18 protein-coding genes are annotated in these 20,014 nt (G+C 44.7%); 15 read left to right on the forward strand and 3 right to left on the reverse strand.

The window, feature by feature from the left end:
- Positions 1-14 precede the first annotated feature (14 nt).
- The 15 genes from IGK61_RS00275 to IGK61_RS00345 all read left to right on the forward strand — a co-directional run bounded on the left by IGK61_RS00275 (position 15) and on the right by IGK61_RS00345 (position 17,759).
- A complete protein-coding gene (locus IGK61_RS00275) occupies positions 15-947 on the forward strand; it encodes an ABC transporter permease (RefSeq protein ID WP_005232878.1) in 933 nt (310 codons plus the stop codon).
- A gap of 16 nt (positions 948-963) precedes the next feature.
- Positions 964-1,851 (forward strand): carbohydrate ABC transporter permease, encoded by an 888-nt coding sequence (locus IGK61_RS00280; protein WP_015508704.1) that lies wholly within the window; start codon positions 964-966, stop codon positions 1,849-1,851.
- A gap of 6 nt (positions 1,852-1,857) precedes the next feature.
- Positions 1,858-2,496, forward strand: a complete 639-nt coding sequence (locus IGK61_RS00285) for a DUF624 domain-containing protein (protein ID WP_074535573.1) — start codon at positions 1,858-1,860, stop codon at positions 2,494-2,496.
- Positions 2,497-2,536: 40 nt separating this feature from the next.
- On the forward strand, positions 2,537-4,558 hold the full coding sequence (gene pulA, locus IGK61_RS00290; protein ID WP_074535574.1) for a type I pullulanase: 2,022 nt from the start codon (positions 2,537-2,539) through the stop codon (positions 4,556-4,558).
- Positions 4,559-4,675: 117 nt separating this feature from the next.
- Positions 4,676-5,683 (forward strand): LacI family DNA-binding transcriptional regulator, encoded by a 1,008-nt coding sequence (locus tag IGK61_RS00295; protein ID WP_074535575.1) that lies wholly within the window; start codon positions 4,676-4,678, stop codon positions 5,681-5,683.
- Between the two features lie 157 nt (positions 5,684-5,840).
- The gene (locus IGK61_RS00300) at positions 5,841-6,128 is read left to right on the forward strand and encodes a hypothetical protein (protein WP_005226498.1); all 288 of its coding nucleotides are present in this window, start codon (positions 5,841-5,843) and stop codon (positions 6,126-6,128) included.
- Between the two features lie 31 nt (positions 6,129-6,159).
- On the forward strand, positions 6,160-7,578 hold the full coding sequence (locus IGK61_RS00305) for an L-fucose/L-arabinose isomerase family protein (protein ID WP_074535577.1): 1,419 nt from the start codon (positions 6,160-6,162) through the stop codon (positions 7,576-7,578).
- On the forward strand, positions 7,569-8,405 hold the full coding sequence (locus IGK61_RS00310; protein ID WP_005231740.1) for a transketolase: 837 nt from the start codon (positions 7,569-7,571) through the stop codon (positions 8,403-8,405). The genes IGK61_RS00305 and IGK61_RS00310 overlap by 10 nt, the downstream gene beginning before the upstream one ends.
- A complete protein-coding gene (locus tag IGK61_RS00315) occupies positions 8,392-9,333 on the forward strand; it encodes a transketolase family protein (RefSeq protein WP_074535578.1) in 942 nt (313 codons plus the stop codon). Before IGK61_RS00310 ends, IGK61_RS00315 begins: the two co-directional genes overlap by 14 nt.
- Before the next feature lies 1 nt (position 9,334).
- Positions 9,335-10,783, forward strand: coding sequence for an FGGY-family carbohydrate kinase (locus IGK61_RS00320; RefSeq protein WP_074535579.1), 1,449 nt, complete (start codon positions 9,335-9,337; stop codon positions 10,781-10,783).
- A 12-nt stretch (positions 10,784-10,795) separates the two neighbouring features.
- Positions 10,796-11,653 (forward strand): alpha/beta hydrolase, encoded by an 858-nt coding sequence (locus IGK61_RS00325; RefSeq protein WP_005226509.1) that lies wholly within the window; start codon positions 10,796-10,798, stop codon positions 11,651-11,653.
- A gap of 46 nt (positions 11,654-11,699) precedes the next feature.
- Positions 11,700-12,980: an apiosidase-like domain-containing protein gene (locus IGK61_RS00330; RefSeq protein WP_074535580.1), complete on the forward strand. Its 1,281-nt coding sequence runs from the start codon at positions 11,700-11,702 to the stop codon at positions 12,978-12,980.
- 7 nt (positions 12,981-12,987) lie between these two features.
- Positions 12,988-14,301 carry a PTS sugar transporter subunit IIC gene (locus IGK61_RS00335; protein WP_074535581.1) on the forward strand — a complete coding sequence of 438 codons (1,314 nt, stop codon included), beginning with the start codon at positions 12,988-12,990 and terminating at the stop codon, positions 14,299-14,301.
- 326 nt (positions 14,302-14,627) lie between these two features.
- Positions 14,628-15,935: a PTS sugar transporter subunit IIC gene (locus IGK61_RS00340; protein ID WP_074535582.1), complete on the forward strand. Its 1,308-nt coding sequence runs from the start codon at positions 14,628-14,630 to the stop codon at positions 15,933-15,935.
- A gap of 381 nt (positions 15,936-16,316) precedes the next feature.
- Positions 16,317-17,759, forward strand: a complete 1,443-nt coding sequence (locus tag IGK61_RS00345; RefSeq protein ID WP_005226517.1) for a glycoside hydrolase family 1 protein — start codon at positions 16,317-16,319, stop codon at positions 17,757-17,759.
- 106 nt (positions 17,760-17,865) lie between these two features.
- Here IGK61_RS00345 and IGK61_RS00350 read toward each other — a convergent pair whose 3' ends face one another.
- Genes IGK61_RS00350 through IGK61_RS00360 form a run of 3 tightly spaced genes read right to left on the reverse strand, consistent with a single transcriptional unit; the run spans position 17,866 to position 19,973 of the window.
- Positions 17,866-18,222 carry an MmcQ/YjbR family DNA-binding protein gene (locus IGK61_RS00350; protein WP_074535583.1) on the reverse strand — a complete coding sequence of 119 codons (357 nt, stop codon included), beginning with the start codon at positions 18,220-18,222 and terminating at the stop codon, positions 17,866-17,868.
- Positions 18,223-18,282: 60 nt separating this feature from the next.
- Positions 18,283-19,035, reverse strand: a complete 753-nt coding sequence (locus IGK61_RS00355) for an ABC transporter permease (protein ID WP_008376673.1) — start codon at positions 19,033-19,035, stop codon at positions 18,283-18,285.
- Positions 19,032-19,973 carry an ABC transporter ATP-binding protein gene (locus tag IGK61_RS00360; protein ID WP_015508713.1) on the reverse strand — a complete coding sequence of 314 codons (942 nt, stop codon included), beginning with the start codon at positions 19,971-19,973 and terminating at the stop codon, positions 19,032-19,034. Before IGK61_RS00360 ends, IGK61_RS00355 begins: the two co-directional genes overlap by 4 nt.
- Positions 19,974-20,014 lie beyond the last annotated feature (41 nt).

Below are 20,014 nucleotides of genomic sequence, written 5' to 3' on the forward strand. Positions count from 1 at the left end.
GGAGGAGTAAGTAAATGGAACTTTCTGTTGAAAAAGAAAGCAAAAAAGAAAAGAAAAAGTGGTTTTCTCGAGACCAGCTTTTCTTTTTAGGCATGATTTTACCAGGCATCATTTTTATTTTAATTTTTTCTTATGGTCCTATGTTTGGGTTGTTGATGGCATTTCAAGATTATGTGCCAGCGAAAGGTGTATTAGGTTCTGAATTTGTGGGATTCGAGCACTTTCGCTATTTGTTCAGTTTACCGGATATTTTCTTAGTGACTAAAAACACGATTTTTATCGCTTTTTGGAAAATTATCTTTAATACGATCGTACCGATTCTTTTTGCGATTCTATTAAATGAAGTACGTGTAAAGTGGATGAAACGTTCCATTCAGACCATCGTTTATTTGCCCCATTTTCTTTCATGGGTCATACTGGCTTCAGTAGTGGTCAATTTATTCAGCCTTGATGGAACGGTGAATCAGATTTTACAAAACTTTGGTGTAGAACCATTAAACTTTTTGGGTAGTAATCAGTTGTTTCCGCGTTTGCTGATCGGGACCGATGTTTGGAAAAGTTTCGGTTACAGTTCGATCGTGTACCTTGCTGCCATTACCTCGATTGATCCAGGGTTATATGAAGCAGCCACGATGGATGGTGCTTCTTGGTCAAAAAAAGTCTGGCACGTAACCCTGCCTGGGATGATGCCTTTTATTTTGCTGATGACGATTTTGTCGCTGCCTAATATCTTAAATGCCGGCTTCGACCAAATTTATAACCTGTATTCTCCGGTTGTGTATCAAAGCGGTGATATTATCGATACCTATGTCTACCGAATCGGTCTGATCGGTAGAGACTACAGCTTAGGGACTGCCGTTGGTCTGGTTAAATCGGTGATCGGTCTATTCTTGATTTGGTCTTCCAACAAAATTGCGGAGAAGAAGACTGACAGAGTGATGTTTTAAGGAAAGGAAAAAAGAGATGAAAGAAAAATTTAGTATACGGCATGCAGTAATTTATTTGATCGTCATTGTTTTAGCTCTTTCTTGTTTAGTACCGATGTTGAATGTCGTGGCACTTTCTTTAAGCAGCAGCAGTGCGGTCGCGGCAAATGCTGTGGGGCTATGGCCAGTGGATCTGACCTTAGCAGCTTATGAGCGCATCATGAGCGATCAGCAATTTTGGCGTTCCTTTGGGATCTCGGTCATTCGTGTGATCGTTTCGCTGCTGTTGAACCTCTTGATGATCGTAACGATGGCTTACCCGCTGTCTAAATCAAAAAAAGTATTTCGAACGAGAAAATTATTCATGGGCGTGATGGTTTTTGCTATGCTCTTCAGCGGCGGCATGATCCCAACGTATTTAGTCGTTCGCAATCTAGGGTTATTGAATACGATTTGGTCCCTGATTTTACCTAGTGCAGTCCCTATCGGCAGTGTGATCTTGGTGATGAATTTCTTTCGGGGAATCCCCAAATCATTGGAAGAATCTGCTCGGATCGATGGTGCCAACCCACTGCAGATTTTGGGACGAATCTATATCCCAATGTCATTGCCTTGTTTGGCAACAGTTTCTCTATTCAGTATTGTCGGCAGTTGGAATGATTTTTTCAGTGGACTGATCTATATGACCAAGACTGAAAACTATCCTTTAATGACCTATATCCAAACACTATCAGTCAACATTGCTGAAACAATGCAACAAGCCGGAAATTTGACTTCCGAGCAGCTACAAAGTCTACTAGCGGTCTCTGATCGAAACTTGAATGCAGCGAAGATCGTGGTGGCAGTGGTGCCGTTATTGATTATTTATCCGCTTCTACAAAAATATTTCGTTCAAGGAATCGTTGTCGGATCAGTAAAGGAGTAAACCCACATGATACACTTTTTTCATTCAGAAAACTTCTTCGCACGAATCGCTTGGAAATTCAGCCAGTTGCTCCTATTGAATGTACTGCTCTTGTTTTTTAGTTTGCCGCTCTTCACGATCGGCGCAGCCATCACTGCGGGTTCTAAAGTGGCGACTGATCTGATAGAAGGAAAAGCACCGACTGTTGTTCAGCAGTTTTGGTCGGTCTTTTGCCAAAGCTTTCGAAAGAGCACTCTCATCTGGCTTAGTCTACTTTTTTCTTTGTGGCTTTTGACTGCTGATTGGTTGTATTATTTCCAACTAAAAGGGACTCCTGATCTTTTTACCGTAGGCTTAGTAATTTGTACGTTCATGTGGCTTCAGTTTTTCCAAGTTTCGTTTTTCTTACTCGCACGTTACGATAGCGAAATCAAAACGATCCTTTTGAACAGCATCAAAGTCGCCGCAAAGCACCCTTTTAAAATACTTAGTCTTCATCTTCTGACTGCAGCCCCTATTGTCATCATGCTTCTTTCACCCTATGCGCTGGTTTTCAGCATGTACATTGCCTGCTTTTTTGGTCTTAGCTGTTTTTTGTATGTACGCTGTCAGTTATTGTTGGCAATTTTCAAGAAATATGAGAAGGTAGAAATAGCAGAAAAGTAACTGGGTTTTATAGTTAGCAACGTTGAATGGAGGAATTTTGATGGGACAAAACACGCAGTATGGAGAAAAAAAGATTGCGATCGATCGCAGGATCGGTTTTTTAGAAGAACATACGTACCACGGGAATGATCTTGGTGTGACTTTTCAAGGACAGCAAACCACGTTCAAATGCTGGTCACCAGAAGCAGAGGCCGTTTCAGTATTGATTTATCAAAGCGGTGTCGCTGGGGCTGATGATCGCCTGCTGACGCTGCCAATGGTCCAAGAAGACAACTGTTGGCAAGTCACGACGGAAGAAAACGTCAAGGAGCTGTTTTATACCTTTGAGTTTCAACGAGACGGTCAAAAAGTCGAAGCGGTGGATCTTTATGCCAAGGCAGTAGGGATCAACGGAAACCGTGGGGCCATCATTGATTTAAAGGAAACAGATCCTGAAGGCTGGCAGGAGACTCACGGCGTCGGTCAGCAATCGATCACCGATGCCTATATTTGGGAATTGCATGTCGAAGATTTCAGCGGCGCCGAAAACAGCGGGATTTCGCCAGAAAATCGCGGAAAATATTTAGCCTTCACTGAAAAAAAGACCCATCTGGTGGGAGATGAAAGTCAACCAACTGGCATGGCCTATTTAAAAGAGTTGGGGATCAATTATGTTCATCTGCTGCCGATCTTCGATTTTGACAATGATGAAACTTCTTCTGCCTACAACTGGGGCTATGATCCAAAGAATTACAATGTCCCTGAAGGACGATACGCTTCTGATCCTAGTGATCCCAAGGCGCGGATTCGTGAATGCAAGCAAATGATCCAATCGCTGCATGAAGAAGCCATCGGCGTTGTGATGGATGTGGTCTTCAATCACACTGCGATCACAGAAGAATCATGGTTTAATTTGACGGTGCCTGATTATTACTATCGCCAAGATGATGTGGGGAATTTTGCGGACGGTTCTGCTTGCGGCAATGAAGTGGCTTCTGAACGGAAAATGATGCGCAAATTTATCATTGATTCAGTTTTATATTGGGCGCAAGAATACAAAATCGACGGCTTTCGTTTTGATTTGATGGGCTTGATCGATGTGGAAACCATGAACCAATTGCGGCAACGCCTAGATGCTGCCGGCTTCAGCCATGTGATTTTATATGGCGAGCCATGGGATGCCGGTAGCAATCAAATTATTCAGCCGAATATCCCAGCGAATAAAAGCAATGTTTGGGCACTGTCAGAAGGCGTTGCGGTTTTTAGCAATGATTTAAGAGACAGTATCAAAGGCGATGTCTTTGAAGAAACAGACGGCGCGTTTATTCAAGGAATGAATGGTCAACCGCAAGTCAAGCAAACCTTTTATGCAGCAAATTTGGCAACGGCGATTCAAGGAAATACGAAAGTTGCTGGGCAAGAAGGCGCCGAGCACTGGGCAAAATCGCCCCGTCAAGTGATCGCCTATGCGTCAGTCCATGATAATTTGACCTTATGGGACAAACTGGTGGCAACCATGCAGGCTTCAGCGAAGGAAAGAAATTATGATTTTGATCCTGAGCTTTTAGCTCGTAACAAACTAGCAGCAGCCATTTTGTTTACTAGCCAAGGAGCCGTGCTGACCCAAGCTGGGGAAGAATTTGGCCGTACCAAAGAAGGCGATGAAAATTCCTTCCGTTCGCCACTGGCAGTCAATCAGCTGGATTGGGCACGTGCCAAAACCTTCAAAGAATTGCGCGAGCTGTATCGGGGCTTGTGGGCATTGCGGCAGTCCTATGCACCATTGAGAGATGCCACGACCCAAACGGCTGGAAGCATGGTCTTTTATGAGACAAAGGATGAAAATCGCTTGGCGTATCAAGTACCCAATCGTGACGAACAGCATCCATGGCGTTCCTTGTTCGTTTTACTCAACAGCACGGAAGAAAGCTGGTCCTTTGACTTACCGACGGCAACAGAAAATACTTCTTGGCACCTCGTTGCTGACCCCAAAGGAGCTGGGATCGCTTCTCGCGGCGTAGCAGCGTCAAGGATAACCATCGCCCCATTGTCCTTCTGCATTTTGGCGGAACAAAGTAACTAATTAAAGTAGAAGCTAAAACAAACTAAAAATTTTAGTTTGTTTTAGCTTTTTTGGTAGTAAAAAAACAATTCTTTTGCTATACTTTTAACAGAATGAGAAGCAGAAAGCGGTGAGCAAATGAAAGTTGTGATCTCTGATATTGCCCGAAAAGCTGGCGTTTCCAGCGGAACAGTCTCTAATGCGATCAACAATCGTAAGGGGATCAGTGAACAAAAACGGCAAGCGATCTTGAAGATCGCTCGTGAGATGGGGTATTTTGATCAGCGAGAAATTAAAAAAACGGAAAGCCAAAAAATCAAATTTGTCGTAATGAACAAGCAAGGAAATGTCGTAGGGGATACGCCTTTCTTTTCTGAATTGATCCGAGGAATCGAAATGGAGTGCAGTACGTTAGGCTATGAACTGGTCATTTCCCATATCACATTGGCGCCAGAGGAAGACCCGATCGAAAAGATCCGTCCAGAATTAGCAGATGGTTTGCTATTGTTAGGAACGGAATTGGAAAAACAAGATTTAGCAGTCTTTCGCCATTTGGAAGTACCGTTAGTGATTTTAGATACGGTGTTTAATTCGCAGGACTTTGATTTTGTCGCCATCAATAATCGTGACAGTGCCTATGAGATCGTTGAAAAGATGATCGAAAAAGGCCACCGAGACATTGGCATCATCAATTCAACCTTTCAAATCAACAACTTCCGTGAACGCAAGCAAGGGTTCATCCAAGCGATCCAAGAGCATGATCTGATCCATTATGAAGAGACGGAAGCCTTAGTAGAACCCACCTTGGAAGGCTCCTATCAAGACATGAAGGTCTATTTGGAATCCTTGCGTGCCGATCAGCGACCGTTGCCAAGCGCTTTTTTTGCGGTCAATGACAATATCGCCATCGGTGCCATGAAAGCCATTCGCGAAGTGTTTCCCGATCATCCGTTGACCATTGTTGGGTTCGATGATATTCCTTTGGCGGAATTTTGCAACCCACCACTGACCACCGTCAAAGTAGATAAAGTGTACCTTGGTCGCCAAGCCGTGCGACGCTTGATCGAGAAAATCACGAGTGAAGATGAAAACCATCTGAAAATGCTGGTCGCCACGACGATCGTCGAACGCGAAAGCATCAATTAAGAAAAAAAATAAGAAGAAGGACAAAACGTTTAGCAAGCGTTTTGTCCTTTTTTAGTTATTTAACAAAAATATTTATCTAAAACTATTGCAAAATATTTAGCTTGTGCTATATTTAAGGTGTAAAAAGTAAGGGATTACATTTTGAGGAAGTGAATAGATGACACAGATCGGTCTCTTTTGTGCCACTGGGCTCTCCAGCGCACTGCTCGTCAAAGCGATCAAAGAACAACTAGCGGATGATCAGCATTACCAAGTCAATTCCGCGCCTTTTTCAGAAATATTTATGGTGGGGAATGACTATGATTTTTTGATTTTAGCTCCTCAAACCCGCTTCAATCAAGCGAAAGTCGCAGCAGCCTTTCCTGATAAAAAAATCGTTTTACTGACGGATGAGGAATTTCTGAGCAAAAATGTAGCACGAATCGTCGAAGAAATAAAAATTTAGCTAAATATACTAAAACGCAAAGGGTGGTTTTATGGATAAAGTAACCATCGGGTTCGCCCCGACTAGAAGAAATTTGTTTAGTGCAGAAGCAGCCATTGAGTACGCCAATCTGACACGACAAAAAATGGACGAACTGGCCATTGATTATGTAGATATTTTAGATATCAACGAAGACGGCTTGCTATACGATGATGAAGGGGTTGAAAAAATCGCCGAAAAATTCAAAGCAGCAAAGATCGACGGTCTTTTTCTAGCCAATGAAAACTTTGGTACGGAATATGCCTGTGCTCGTTTAGCCAAAAAACTAGATGTCCCCGTCTTACTGTGGGGACCTAAAGATGAGACGCCAGCCGCCGACGGTTCACGTTTGCGGGATACGCAATGCGGTCTTTTCGCTATCGGGAAAGTCTTGCGCCGTTTCAAGGTACCTTTCACCTATGTCAAAAATTCTGATATTGATTCACCAGAATTTACCCGCGGCTTGCAAGACTTTATCAAAGTCTGCAATGTCGTCAAGACCTTCAAACAAACACGAATCTTGCAAGTAGGCCCACGCCCCTTTGATTTTTGGACCGTGATCTGCAACGAAGGCGAACTATTGGAGCGTTTCAATATCTCGCTATCACCAGTACCGATCCAAGAAGTGGTGCAAGAAATCAAGAAAGTCAAAGAACAACAGCCAGATAGATTGCAAGCAGTCATTGATTATTTCGAAACCAATACGGAAGTCCAAATTTCGGCGAAAGATTTGGAGATGGTGGCAGCCCTTAAAGTGGCCTTGCAAAACTTATGTGAAAGCTACGGCTGCAATGCAGGGGTCATCCAGTGTTGGACGGCCTTACAAGACGAAATCGGTATTTTACCGTATGCCTCCTTGTCGCTGTTACAAGAAGAAGGCTTACCTTTTGTCTGTGAGACGGATGTCCATGGGGCGATCTCGGAACTGTTGGTCGAAGCCGCTTCGTTGGGGGAACACCGTGCGATCTTTGCGGATGTCAACTGCCGCCATCCAGAAAATGAGAATGGCGAATTGCTGCAGCACTTAGGAGTTTTTGCTTATTCCACCGCAGAGACCAAACCGATCTTGCCGCAACGACATTTTGTTTTTGACTATCCAGGATCAGTCGCTTTTCGGGCAATCAAAGACGAGTATACGCTGTGTCGCTTTGATGGGGACAACGGCGAGTACTCACTGCTGATGGGTACTGGTAAAGGGATCGATGGACCATACAATCAAGGAACCTATCTCTATCTGGAATTTGCGAATTTGAATCGCTTGGAATTCAAACTCGTTGAGGGCCCTTATATTCATCACGTTGCGGCGGTCAGAAAAAATGTGGTGCCGATCTTGTACGAAGCGTGCAAATACATCGGTGTGCAGCCAGATTTTTATGATCCAATCGAAGAAGACGTCAAAGCATACTTGAGAGGGGATCAATCATGGAAATAAACGAGCTAGAGATGAAGGCTTTAACGATTCGAAAATCCGTGTTAGAGCTGATCTATCAAGCAAAAACGGGTCATACTGGTTCGGATCTTTCTTGTACCGATATTTTAGTGGCCTTGTATTATCGGATAATGAATGTCGATGCGAAAGATCCTCAAAAGCAAGATCGTGACCAGTATATCCAAAGTAAAGGACATGCTGCAGAAGTATTATGGGCCGTTTTAGCGGACAAAGGTTTTTTGCCGAAAGAAGAATTAGCCACCTTTTCGCAATTTGGTTCAAGACTGATCGGTCATCCAAACAATAAAGTAGCTGGTGTTGAGATGAATACTGGTTCGCTAGGTCACGGCTTACCCGTCGCAGTAGGGATCGCTTTGGCAGGCAAACTGGATCACCGCACGTATCAAACCTATACGTTGTTAGGAGATGGCGAATTAGCAGAAGGCTCGGTATGGGAAGGAGCCATGGCGGCTGCCAACTACCAGCTGGACAATTTGACCGCCATCATTGATCGCAACGGCTTGCAGATCACTGGAGCCTCGGAAGATGTGATGGCAGTGGAGCCGCTAGATGAAAAATGGCGTGCCTTTGGTTGGGATGTGCATATCGTTGATGGCAATGATATGGCTGCCTTGGTGGCTGCATTAGAAAAACCGCATCAGCCCAATCAACCGAAGCTGATCATTGCTAAAACCATCAAAGGCAAAGGCTATTCTGCAGCCGAAAATCAAGCGCAATGGCATCATAAAGTGCCAACGGCAGAAGAGCTTGCACAAGCCATTGCCGAACTTGATCAGCAAATGGAGGTTTTGACTCATGGGAAAAAATAATATTGCCAATCGCCAAGCAATGTGCGACGTATTGATTGAAGAAGGAAAAAAGAATCCTGCGATCACGGTGTTGACCAGTGATTCTCGTGGTTCCGCTTCGTTAGCACCTTTTGCCAAGGAATTACCGACACAATTGGTGGAAGTAGGGATCGCAGAGCAAAACATCGTCAGTATTGCGGCTGGCTTAGCCCATATGGGCAAACGCCCTTTCGTTGCCTCTCCAGCTTGTTTTCTCAGCATGCGCAGTATCGAGCAGATCAAAGTCGATGTCGCGTATTCGAATAAAAATGTCAAACTCGTAGGCATCAGCGGCGGTGTCAGCTATGGGGCATTAGGCATGAGTCATCATTCCTTGCAAGACATCGCAGTGGCACGAGCGATCCCTAATTTGCAAGTGCTGTTGCCAGCAGATCGCTTTGAAACGATCCAAATGTTTAAAGCCTTAGCGGCATCAAATGAACCAGCCTATATCCGTCTCGGTCGCAATCCTGTTGAAGATTGTTATGATTCTGCAGATTATCCTTTTGAGATCGGCAAAGCCATTGAGCTGAGAAGCGGCCAAGATGTCGCATTGATCGCCACCGGCGAAACCGTGCGCCAAGCGTTGGATGCTGCTGAGCTATTGGAAAAACAAGGTATCACTGCTGCCGTTTTAAATGTTCATTCCTTGAAGCCCTTTGATTCAGAAACGGTCAAACGAGTGGCGAAAGAAACAGGCACCGTGATCACTGTGGAAGAACATAGCCGATACAACGGCTTAGGAGCTGCCGTGGCGGAAACACTGACAGAAGAAACGGACATTCGACAAAAAATCATTGCTTTTCCGGATGAAGCCTTGATTACTGGTTCTTCGTCAGAACTGTTTGCCCATTATGGATTAGACGGTGCCTCCATAGCGAAAACAGCGGTTGCGTTTCTAGGAGCTTAAGATGGACAAGACCTATCAGCTGGTTTTAGATCAGAGTACATCCGGTACCAAGCTCTTACTGTTTCAAGAAGGGAAAATCCTGCAGCGTTACGATAAAAAACACCGCCAAATTTATCCAAAAGTCGGGTGGGTCGAACATGATCCCCTCGAGATTTGGCAAAATGTCCAAGAATTGCTGGCACAAGTGTTTCAAGAACAAGCGATCACTGCAGGTCAAATCGTTTCCTTGTCCTTGACCAATCAGCGAGAAACGATCGTTGCATGGGACCGATTGACTGGTAATCCCTTGTACAATGCGATCGTGTGGCAATGCAACCGCAGCGCCGCGATTTGTGAAGAATTGACGGCACAAGGCTGGGAAAGGACGATCAATCAAAAGACCGGTTTACGCTTAGACCCGTATTTTTCTGGCACCAAAGTGAAATGGCTGGCACAAGAATTATCGGCTATCAAGGAAAAGTCGGGAACTGGCGAGTTGGCGATCGGTACGATGGACAGCTGGCTGTTGTGGAATTTAACGCAAGGGAAGGTATTTGCGACAGAAGCCAGCAACGCTTGCCGAACATTGTTTTACAATATTGAAGAGGACCGTTGGGATGCAGAACTCGTCAAACTTTTTGGCATCCATTTAGCAGACTTGCCAGCGATCAAACCTGCTGATACGGTTTTCGGTAACTATCACGGAATCCCTATCAAAGGAATCTTAGCCGATTCACAAGCGGCATTATTCGGGGAAGGTTGTCAAAGCCTTGGGGATGTAAAAATCACGATGGGTACCGGTTGTTCGATCATGATGCAAGTGCAGCAGGAGCAGACGTTGCGAGATCGCCGCATTTTGACGACGGTCGGCTGGCAAACTAGCCAGGAAACAGCGTTTGCGCTAGAAGGCATCATCCGTTCCTGTGGTGACGCCATCAACTGGTTCAGTGAGCAAGTGGCTCCGCTACCAGATGTAGCTGAGATCTGTCAAGAAGTGCTGACCAATGACAGTCAAGAAGACATCTATTTTATCCCAGCATTGCAAGGAATGGGTGCCCCTTTTTGGGATAATACGATGACTGCCAGCTTTGTCGGCATGAAACGCACGACGACGACTCATGAGCTGTTGAAAGCCGTTTTAGAAAGCATCATTTTTCAAATCAAAGCAGTGATCGATGTGATGGAAGAAGTCGCTGAACGACTGATCAATCAGGTAATGATCGATGGCGGTGTTTCGAAAAACCGCGCCTTGATGAGCTTATTGGCGACTTTGATCAATAAACCCGTCATCGTCAGCGAAGTCGAAGAATTTTCAGCCATCGGCACGATGCTTGTTGCCAATCCAACCATGAATGAACCAGCTATTCAGCAAACCACGATCGTTCCGCAAGCCGAACAGGCCGTGATCCGTTTGAAATATGAAAAATGGAAACGGTTCATTGAGAAGTCAGCTGCTTTTAGTGAAGGATAAAGGAGGAACTATATGGAGACCCAACGAATCCAATTGAATCAAACGGCTTACGTGGATACCTATTTATTGCACCAATCCAAAGAGTACAATGTCGGCAAGAAACGACCGCTAGTGATCGTCTGTCCAGGCGGCGGCTACGCATTTACCAGTGATCGAGAGGCGGAAGTCATTGCCTTGAAATTCAATAGTATCGGGCTAAATAGCGTTGTTTTATGGTACACCACCGGTGACCAAGTGAAAAACGTTCCCCATAATGCTTTGATGGAAGCCGCCCAAACCGTCAAAATCATTCGTGCGCATGCCCAAGAATGGTTGGTGGATGAGGAGCAAATCATCGTTTGCGGTTTTTCAGCAGGCGGACATCTAGCGTTGCAGTTAGCGACGCGCTGGCACGATGCTGAGCTGGCAGAAGCGTTGGGCGTTAGCAGTGACTTACTGAAAGTGAATCTGGCGATCGCCGGCTACCCATTGGTTTATCAAGAGCACGCCTTCCCAATCGATGAGCTAGGCTTTGCCGCTAGTCTGATCGAAGCACCTTTAACTGCCAACGAACGCTTTTTTGGGAGTAAACAACCGACGGAAGAAGCCATTCAATCCATGAACATTTTGCATCATGTCGATCAGTGGACACCTCCGATGTTTCTCTGGCATACGACGGAAGACGTCTTAGTTGATGTGGCACACTCGTTGAAGCTGGCGGTCAAATTAAGAGAAGCAGAGATTCCATTTGAACTGCATATTTTTGAAAAAGGCGAACACGGACTGGCATTAGCGGATCGAACAACGGCACGCAAGCCAAGTCACCTCAATACCCATGTCGCCAAATGGTTTGAGCTGTGCGAAGGCTGGCTCAGCAGTTATATTGATTAAAAAACCGCCAGTGCACAACTTGTGCCGATGAAAGGAGAGCACCACCGTGAAAATCACCGTAAGCCAAAATAAACGCACCTTATTGCGAGACGGCCAGCATTTCTTTTATTTAGCTGACACTTGTTGGAGTGCCTTTACTAGTATTCAAGAAAATGACTGGATCACTTACTTAGACAAACGCAAAGAGCAGGGCTTCAATACCCTTCAAATCAATGTGTTACCGCAATGGGATCGCAGCCGTGGTCAATTTGACTGCTTGCCGTTTCCTCTTGATGCGGGCGTCTTTGATTTTACTGTTTGGGAGGATGCCTATTTCGAACGGGCTCAGCGTCTTTGTAAAATTGCCGATGAGAAAGGCTTTACTTTAGCGTTGGTCGTCTTGTGGTCAAACTATGTCGCCGGCACGTGGGCTAGCCAGTTGGACAAAGAACGCAACGTGTTGCCGGAGGATTGCCGCCAGGCCTACTATCAAAAAGTGATTGCGACTTTTGATGCCTTCCATCCGATCTACTTTATTGGTGGCGATACGGATTTCCCGACACAGCCAACCATCGATACGTATCTAGAAGCCTTTGCTTTCTTTGAAAAGCATTCGCCCAATACCCTGAAAACGATTCATATCAAGGGACGTTTTGAAGAAATCCCTGAACCTATCGTCGAACAGTTGGACTTATTTTTATACCAATCAGGTCATAACAGCGCCTTTTTGAATATGCCTTATTATTTGGCAGAGCGTTTTTATCAAAGACAACCGCAGCTGCCGATCATCAACTCAGAACCTTGCTATGAACAAATGGGCTATGCCCGTCACGTATACGGCCGATTTGGTCAAAAGGATGTCCGCAAAGCGGCATGGCAATCACTGTTAGCCGGCGGCGCGGCTGGGATCACGTACGGTGCCCACGGCATCTGGAGTTGGCAAACCCCGACGGCAACCTTTGCGGAAGAAATCGGGGAAGCGTTTGATCGTCCGATGATTTGGCCAGAAGCTTTATCTTTTCCTGGGGCAGATGACTATGGCTTTATCAAGCAATTATTCGAATTATTAAATATTCAGGAGCTTGTGCCTTGCCAAGAGCGCTTGATCGATGCAGATGAACAGATTCGTATGGCAGCCATCGCAGGATCGAATGATGCCTTGCTTTACTTGCCAAGCAATACAACAGTTCGCCTGCAAGGAGATCTTTCTACAGCGACCGTCACATTGATCGATTTGAATACCAATCGTTTCTTGAAACCAAAACTGACAGTTACCGATGGTATCACTGTTTTCCATCCCCACAATTGTCATGAAGATGTATTGTTTGTCATCCAAATAAAGGAGTGAAAAGAAAATGGATAAGTATATGGATAAGGTGTTAGTATTTGCAGATAAAATCTCCAACAATCGGTATTTAAAGGCAATTTCAAACGGGTTGATGGCGACGCTGCCGATCAACATTATTGGTTCGATCGCCTTATTGTTAGCAGTTTTGCCGATTCAAGGATGGACAGACTTTATCAATTCGATCAATATTGGCGGCTATTTTTCCGTCGGTTACAGTATGACCGTCGGGGTTATCTCAGTGTACGCTTCCTTTCTGGTCGGTCACCGTTTAGCGACAGAATTTAAGCAATCGGCGGTTCCTGCCGGCATCGTTTCACTGTTTGCCTTTTTGATGATGACGCCAATGGTTACCTTAGAGGAAACAACGACCCTCGACATGAGCAAACTCGGCGCTCAAGGCTTGTTTACCGCTATGATCTGTGGCTTAGTCTTTGCTCGTTTGTACTGCTTTATTTTAGAAAAAAATATCGCCATCAAAATGCCAGCAGGCGTGCCGCAATTTGTGACGGATACCTTCGCCGGTTTGATTCCAGCAATTATTTCTGGGTTTACCGCGATTGTCATTAGCTGGGCATTCAGTTTTACTTCTTATGGCTCATTCTCAGATTTCATCTATCGAATCTTGGCAATGCCGCTGCAAAGCTTGTCTTCTAGTGTAGGTTCGTTGTTATTTATTGTACTGATCCAAATGGTGCTATGGTTCTTCGGTATCCATGGTTCGTTGGTGGTGGGTAGCTTTGTCACCGCTTTGTACTTACCAATGGATGTGGAAAATATGGATGCTTTAGCTAGCGGTGTTGCGCGTTCCGAACTGCCGAATATTTTGAGCAAGTCGTTTTATGATTTGTTTGCTGGTATTGGTGGGGCTGGAGGAACATTGTCATTGATTATCGTTATTTTGCTGTTGGCGAAATCAAAACAATCACGGACAGTCGCTAACCTGAGTGCCGTTCCTGGATTGTTCACCATTAATGAGCCGGTGATTTTTGGCTTACCGCTGATTTTGAATCCAATCATGGCGATTCCGTTCATATTAACACCATTGGTTCAAGTGCTTGTAGCATACCTAGCGATCTGGAGTGGGATCGTCCCACGACTTAGTGGCGTACAAGTTCCCTTTGGCACACCGATTTTTCTAAATGGGTTTCTAGCTGGAGGCTGGCAGGTCGCAGTTTTACAAGTCGTTTGCGTTTTGGCAGGCTGCTTGCTGTACATTCCTTTTGTCAAAATATTAGATAAAGGAAAATTAAAAACAGAAGCAGAAGCAGCGCAAGCAGAGGTTCAAACTGAAAGTATCGATCCAGCTGGAGAAACCGTCTGACTTCAGGGGAACAATGCGTAAAAGGCAGGCCCTTGTTCTTCTTCAACAAGGGACAAGGTGAATTTTTGCACACTTGATTTCTTAAGACGGTGAATCCAGTCAATGATCGGCCATTCCCGAAAGCAGATAGGCTCTGATTGATCTACTTAGTAATCGAATGGTTCGGGGAAACGCCGATGATCCTAATGCAAATGTGACACAAATAGATTTTCTGATTTTTGATTTTACTCAGTATGGGTCTTTTTAAAAAAGATACAAGCTGCTCCCCCACAATTGCTATCAAGACGTTTTGTTTCTCGGACACAGATTAAAAAGGAGTGTATTATATGACTTTCGCAGAGAAGTTCACCGAAAAAGGCCAGTACTACGCAAGTAAGATTCAGCAAAATAAGTATATGCAAGCAATCTCAATTGGATTGATGACCCTACTGCCAATCATGATCATCGGCGCATTCAGTACACTGTTGTCTTCTATGCAAATCGGGGTTTATCAATCAATGATTGCCCCGTTTCGCGATATTATCGCCTTACCGGCTCAATTTACGACAAATGCATTGGCTATTTATGCCGCTTTTTCCATCGCTTACAAATTGGCAGGCTTGTATGGAAAAGAAGGCTTGATCCCTGGTTTTGTTTCCTTGTTCTCCTTTTTAGTCTTAACACCAATCAGTGTTTTTGATGATGGAGAGCTTGTAATCAATGCCTTGACCTTTGACTGGCTGGGGGCTAGAGGGTTGTTTGCGGCGATGATCGTGGGTGTCTTAACTGCCCGTTTGTATGTGTTTTTTGTCGATAAAAACTTGGTTATCACGATGCCGGAGGGTGTACCACCAACGATTGCCAAAACATTTTCGGGACTGGTTCCAGCAGTGTTAGTAGCAGTCTTATTTACGATAACAGCCGGTTTGTGGAAGATGACGGAATTCGGTAGTTTCCATCAATTTGTATACACGATTCTACAAATTCCACTGCAAAGTCTTGGAGGTTCGATTTGGTCGATTTGTATCGCCTTATTGATCATGCAGTTGTTGTGGGTCTTTGGGATTCACGGAGCAATCGTTGTATTAGCGGTTATTCGTCCAATAATGACTGCTCTGGATCTTGAGAATTTGGCTGCTTATCAAGCAGGAGAACCGATGCCTAACTTAGTGACTGGTTCTTTTTGGAGTATTTATGCTAATTTTTCCGCCATGCTTGGTCTAGTAGTAGTTTTACTCTTTTTATCAAAGAGTAAACAATTCAAAATTATCGGGAAGCTGGGAGCACCAGGAGCACTTTTCGGGATTCATGAACCGCTGATCTTCGGATTACCGATCGTAATGAACCCGATTCTGGCGATTCCCTACATTTTAAGCCCAGTTGTTTGCGTGGTGATTGGCTATATCTTAACCATCACGAATATTTTACCAATTCCTATCGGGATGCAAGTGCCTTTTGGTGCCCCGATCGTTCTCTCAGGTATTCTGCAAGGAAGTTGGAAACTCGGGGTAGCTCAGTTACTGATGATTCCTTTGTGTGCCTTGATCTATTACCCATTTGTCCGCATTTTGGATAAGAAAAATGCCGAACAAGAATTGGCGCAAGAAACGCAAGAAAAAGCAGCAGAACAAAGCATGGATCGAGTGATTTCTTGATGGTTGAAGATCAAAGGGAGTTGCTTAAACGTATAGAAAGGGTCAACAGTAATTGTTAGGAAATTGTTTAATGGCTACTCATAAAAAACTCTTTAAAAGAAGCTAATTTGACAGGGTTTACTGGTTAAATTTCCCCTTTTTTCAAAAGATCGCTGGTTAAAAGAAACCGATTTTATGATGACAAGCCAACGAGTTAGTGCTATAGTTAAAGAAAGAAAACCCACGTGGATTGTTACTGACTCGATCAGGCAAGACCTAAATAAGAAAGCGCTCTTCTCGTTTTAGCAGCGGCTCTTATTTAGGTTTTTTGTTTTTTATCGGGGATTTTTCAGTAATCAGATAGGTAGGTTTATCAAAAGAAAACAAAAGGAGAACGAGCAAATGGCAAAATTTCCAGAAAATTTCTTATGGGGCGGCGCGACCGCAGCGAATCAATTAGAAGGGGCGTTCGATCGCGATGGCAAAGGCTTGTCAGTGGCGGATGCAATGCCTGGCGGCAAACAGCGTTTAGCGATTTTAGGCAGTGATACGTTTGATTGGACGATCGATGAGGACAAATACACCTACCCAAATCATCGCGGGATCGACCATTATGACCGTTTCAAAGAAGACATTGCGTTGTTTGCAGAAATGGGCTTCAAGAGCTATCGTTTTTCCATCGCATGGACACGTATTTTTCCAAAAGGCGATGAAACGACACCAAACGAAGCTGGGCTAGCATTTTACGATGCGCTGATCGATGAATGTTTGAAATACGGGATCGAGCCAGTGGTTACGATCTCCCACTATGAAATGCCCTTGCATTTAGCCAAAGAATATGGTGGCTGGAAAAATCGAGCATTGATCGATTTCTATGAACGTTTTGCAAAAGTCGTCTTGGAACGTTTCCACAGTAAAGTCAAATACTGGATGACCTTCAATGAGATCAACTCTGCGTTCCATTTCTCCGCATTGAGTCAAGGAATGGTCAACAGCACGGGTGCCAGCGACTTTACAAACGTGATCCAAGCGTGGCACAACCAATTTGTTGCCAGCAGTAAAGCAGTCAAAATCGGCCATGAATTAAACCCAGAGTTACAGATCGGTTGTATGATCATTTATGCAACGACTTACAGCATTGATGCGAACCCAGTCAACCAAGTGGCGACGATGATTCATAATCAAGCCTTCAACTACTACTGTGCCGACGTGCAAGTACGTGGAAAATACCCATCCTTTACGGATCGTTTGTACAAAGAACACGGCGTCAATAAAGAGGATCTTGAGATTACTGAAGAAGACTTAGCCTTGATCGCTGAACATACTGTTGACTATGTTGGCTTCAGCTATTACATGTCTTCTGCCGTGGATATCACCACAGAAGAAGCCGATGAAGTGCAAGGAAACTTGTTGGGCGGCGTCCGCAATCCATTCTTAGAAGCAAGTGAATGGGGCTGGCAAATCGACCCAGAAGGGCTGCGCATCGCGTTGAATGAATTGTATGATCGTTATCAAAAACCGTTGTTTATCGTGGAAAACGGCTTAGGAGCCATTGATACCTTTAACGAAGAAGGTAAGATCGAAGATGACTATCGTATCGATTACTTGCGCCGCCACATTGAAGCAATGGGGGAAGCGATCGCTGATGGCGTAGACTTGATCGGTTACACGCCATGGGGCTGTATCGACCTTGTCAGTGCTTCAACAGGCGAAATGAGCAAACGCTATGGCTTTATTTATGTTGACTTTGATGACGAAGGCAACGGCACGATGGATCGTTCCAAGAAAAAATCCTTCGATTGGTACAAACAAGTCATTGCAACAAACGGAGAAGAGTTGGCCTAAGTGTTTCGTTAGACTCACGGATGACACAGGATCCGTTATAAAAGAAAACCGATCAACGGTGCTCCTATACAGGCGCATCGTTGATCGGTTTTTTTGATATTTGGTTTTAACGGGTACGTTCATAGCTGTCTCGTAACAAAGATTGGAGTTGTTTTTCTGATACAGAGCCATCTAGTAATGCGGTGAGCCAATGGTTTTTATTCATGTGATAAGCGGGTAAATAGCCGCGACTTTGATTGATGATCGAAACCATTTCGGGCGCTACTTTGACATCTAAAATTTCGATCATTTCCGTTCCTTCCAAGCCTAATTTTTGCTTTTCTACAGTCATCAGCAAGCCAAACCATTTACCGCTTTTACGGTGCCGCAAGACTTGGTACTCGGGAAACTTTGCAAATGGATGGTCGACCTGAACATCATTGAAGGTCTGAGCGAAGGCGATCAGCCGATTTTTAAGATCCATGGGTATCCCTGCCTTTTTATAATAGAAAACTACTTATATTATACCACTGATTCCTTTTACCTAGCGTAACCGTTTCTGATAAAGCATTCGTGCCAAGAACCAGCTCACCACTACGATACCGCCGCACCAGCTAAAGGCACTGATCAAGGTGGTATCTTTTAAGTTTAACAAAAGCCCGCGCAAAGAATGGATGATCGGCGACATTGGTTGGTATTCAGCAAAAATGGCTAACGGACGCGGCATGGTTTCCGTAGGGACGAAACCAGAGCTTAAGTAGGGCAAAAGGGTGATCAAGACAGTAAACAAGGTCGCTGTCTCGGGGCTTTTGGCGATGAGACCAACCAGAACGGAGACCCAAGTAAAAGCAAAGGTGAAGCAAAAGATCAATAGGAAAGCGAGTCCCCAGCCAGCAACTGTGGCTTGGGGGCGAAAACCGATGACCATGGCGACGATCAACACGACCAAGGTGCTGATCAAGCTCCGAAGGGTCGCGGCGAAGACATGCCCGTTTAAAAAGGCTGAGTTAGAGATGTTCAAGGTCATCAGCCGTTCCACCATGCCGGATTTCAAATCTTCCGTCACCGTTACCCCAACGGAGGAGGCGCTTTGGGCGATACATTGGACGAGAACACCAGGAACGACAAAATCGACATAAGAGGTATCGCCGACGTTCATGGCTCCCCCAAAAACATAGACGAAGAGGATCATTAAAATCGCTGGGGTCAAAATCCCACTTAGCAAAGTCTCCATACTGCGAATCGATAGCAAGAGATTGCGTTTGAATAAGGTGTTGGTTTCTATAATTGCTTTCATTGGTTTCCTCCTTGGACAAGTGTTAGAAAAATATCTTCTAACGAAGCATTCTTTTGATTAAAACTAGTGATAGTGATCGGTAGTTGATTAAGTTCCTGCAACAGCGTGAAGGAATGCTGGAAGTCTTGACTGACGGGAAATGCCAGAGAGAGACTGGACTCATTGACTTGCAGCGGAAAATCAGACAGATGCTGACGCACCGTTTGCAAGTGTTCTTTCGTCAATACGCTGATTTCCATCGTTTGCGAAGGGTGCAGTGCTTTGACTTCCGTTGGTGTTCCTTGCAAGATGATTTTCCCTTCATGCAAGATGGCGACTTGGTCTGCTAAAAATTCAGCTTCTTCGAGGTATTGGGTCGTCAGGAAAATCGTTCGTCCTTGAGCGGCGATCTCTTTGATCATGTGCCATGTGGCTAAGCGATTTTGCGGGTCTAACCCGGTCGTTGGTTCATCCAAAAAGAGCAGGTCAGGTTCGCCGATAAAACTCATGGCGATGTCTAAGCGTCGTCGCATGCCACCAGAATAATTTTTGACTAGTCGGTTGCTGGCATCCACCAAATCAAAACGCTCTAACAAATGTTGGACGATAAACTGTTTGTTTTTGACATGGCGCAAGGCAGCAATCATCAGCAAGTTTTCTCGACCGGTCAGTTCTTGATCGACGGCGGAAAATTGTCCCGTCAGACTGATTTTCTCGCGAATCGCTGCTGGATCTTTGGTCAAGTCGATCCCGTCGATCAGCGCGGTTCCTTGGTCAAAAGGTAGGATAGTGGACAAAATTTTGACTAAAGTGGTTTTTCCAGCGCCGTTTGATCCTAGTAAGACAAATACTTCGCCAGGAGTGACGTCAAAAGTGACCTCTTTCAAAACGGTTTTGTCTTTGAAGCTTTTTTGTAAATGTTTCACGTGAAGCATTTTCTTTTTTATATGGGTATCCATAGCTTTTCCCTCGTTTCTATAAGATAATTCAACTATAAAGG

Origin of the sequence: Enterococcus sp. AZ063 (genome assembly GCF_051715045.1) — a bacterium.
GTDB classification, from domain to species: domain Bacteria; phylum Bacillota; class Bacilli; order Lactobacillales; family Enterococcaceae; genus Enterococcus_D; species Enterococcus_D casseliflavus.

What these genes read in the sequence shown, in the direction of transcription:
- IGK61_RS00310 (WP_005231740.1), top strand. Translation starts at nt 7,569, where the DNA reads ATGGAAATAAACGAGCTAGAGATGAAGGCTTTAACGATTCGAAAATCC.
- IGK61_RS00340 (WP_074535582.1), top strand. Translation starts at nt 14,628, where the DNA reads ATGACTTTCGCAGAGAAGTTCACCGAAAAAGGCCAGTACTACGCAAGT.
- IGK61_RS00315 (WP_074535578.1), top strand. Translation starts at nt 8,392, where the DNA reads ATGGGAAAAAATAATATTGCCAATCGCCAAGCAATGTGCGACGTATTG.
- IGK61_RS00300 (WP_005226498.1), top strand. Translation starts at nt 5,841, where the DNA reads ATGACACAGATCGGTCTCTTTTGTGCCACTGGGCTCTCCAGCGCACTG.
- IGK61_RS00325 (WP_005226509.1), top strand. Translation starts at nt 10,796, where the DNA reads ATGGAGACCCAACGAATCCAATTGAATCAAACGGCTTACGTGGATACC.
- pulA (WP_074535574.1), top strand. Translation starts at nt 2,537, where the DNA reads ATGGGACAAAACACGCAGTATGGAGAAAAAAAGATTGCGATCGATCGC.
- IGK61_RS00350 (WP_074535583.1), bottom strand. Translation starts at nt 18,222, where the DNA reads ATGGATCTTAAAAATCGGCTGATCGCCTTCGCTCAGACCTTCAATGAT.
- IGK61_RS00305 (WP_074535577.1), top strand. Translation starts at nt 6,160, where the DNA reads ATGGATAAAGTAACCATCGGGTTCGCCCCGACTAGAAGAAATTTGTTT.
- IGK61_RS00360 (WP_015508713.1), bottom strand. Translation starts at nt 19,973, where the DNA reads ATGGATACCCATATAAAAAAGAAAATGCTTCACGTGAAACATTTACAA.
- IGK61_RS00355 (WP_008376673.1), bottom strand. Translation starts at nt 19,035, where the DNA reads ATGAAAGCAATTATAGAAACCAACACCTTATTCAAACGCAATCTCTTG.
- IGK61_RS00345 (WP_005226517.1), top strand. Translation starts at nt 16,317, where the DNA reads ATGGCAAAATTTCCAGAAAATTTCTTATGGGGCGGCGCGACCGCAGCG.
- IGK61_RS00280 (WP_015508704.1), top strand. Translation starts at nt 964, where the DNA reads ATGAAAGAAAAATTTAGTATACGGCATGCAGTAATTTATTTGATCGTC.
- IGK61_RS00295 (WP_074535575.1), top strand. Translation starts at nt 4,676, where the DNA reads ATGAAAGTTGTGATCTCTGATATTGCCCGAAAAGCTGGCGTTTCCAGC.
- IGK61_RS00285 (WP_074535573.1), top strand. Translation starts at nt 1,858, where the DNA reads ATGATACACTTTTTTCATTCAGAAAACTTCTTCGCACGAATCGCTTGG.
- IGK61_RS00275 (WP_005232878.1), top strand. Translation starts at nt 15, where the DNA reads ATGGAACTTTCTGTTGAAAAAGAAAGCAAAAAAGAAAAGAAAAAGTGG.
- IGK61_RS00320 (WP_074535579.1), top strand. Translation starts at nt 9,335, where the DNA reads ATGGACAAGACCTATCAGCTGGTTTTAGATCAGAGTACATCCGGTACC.
- IGK61_RS00335 (WP_074535581.1), top strand. Translation starts at nt 12,988, where the DNA reads ATGGATAAGTATATGGATAAGGTGTTAGTATTTGCAGATAAAATCTCC.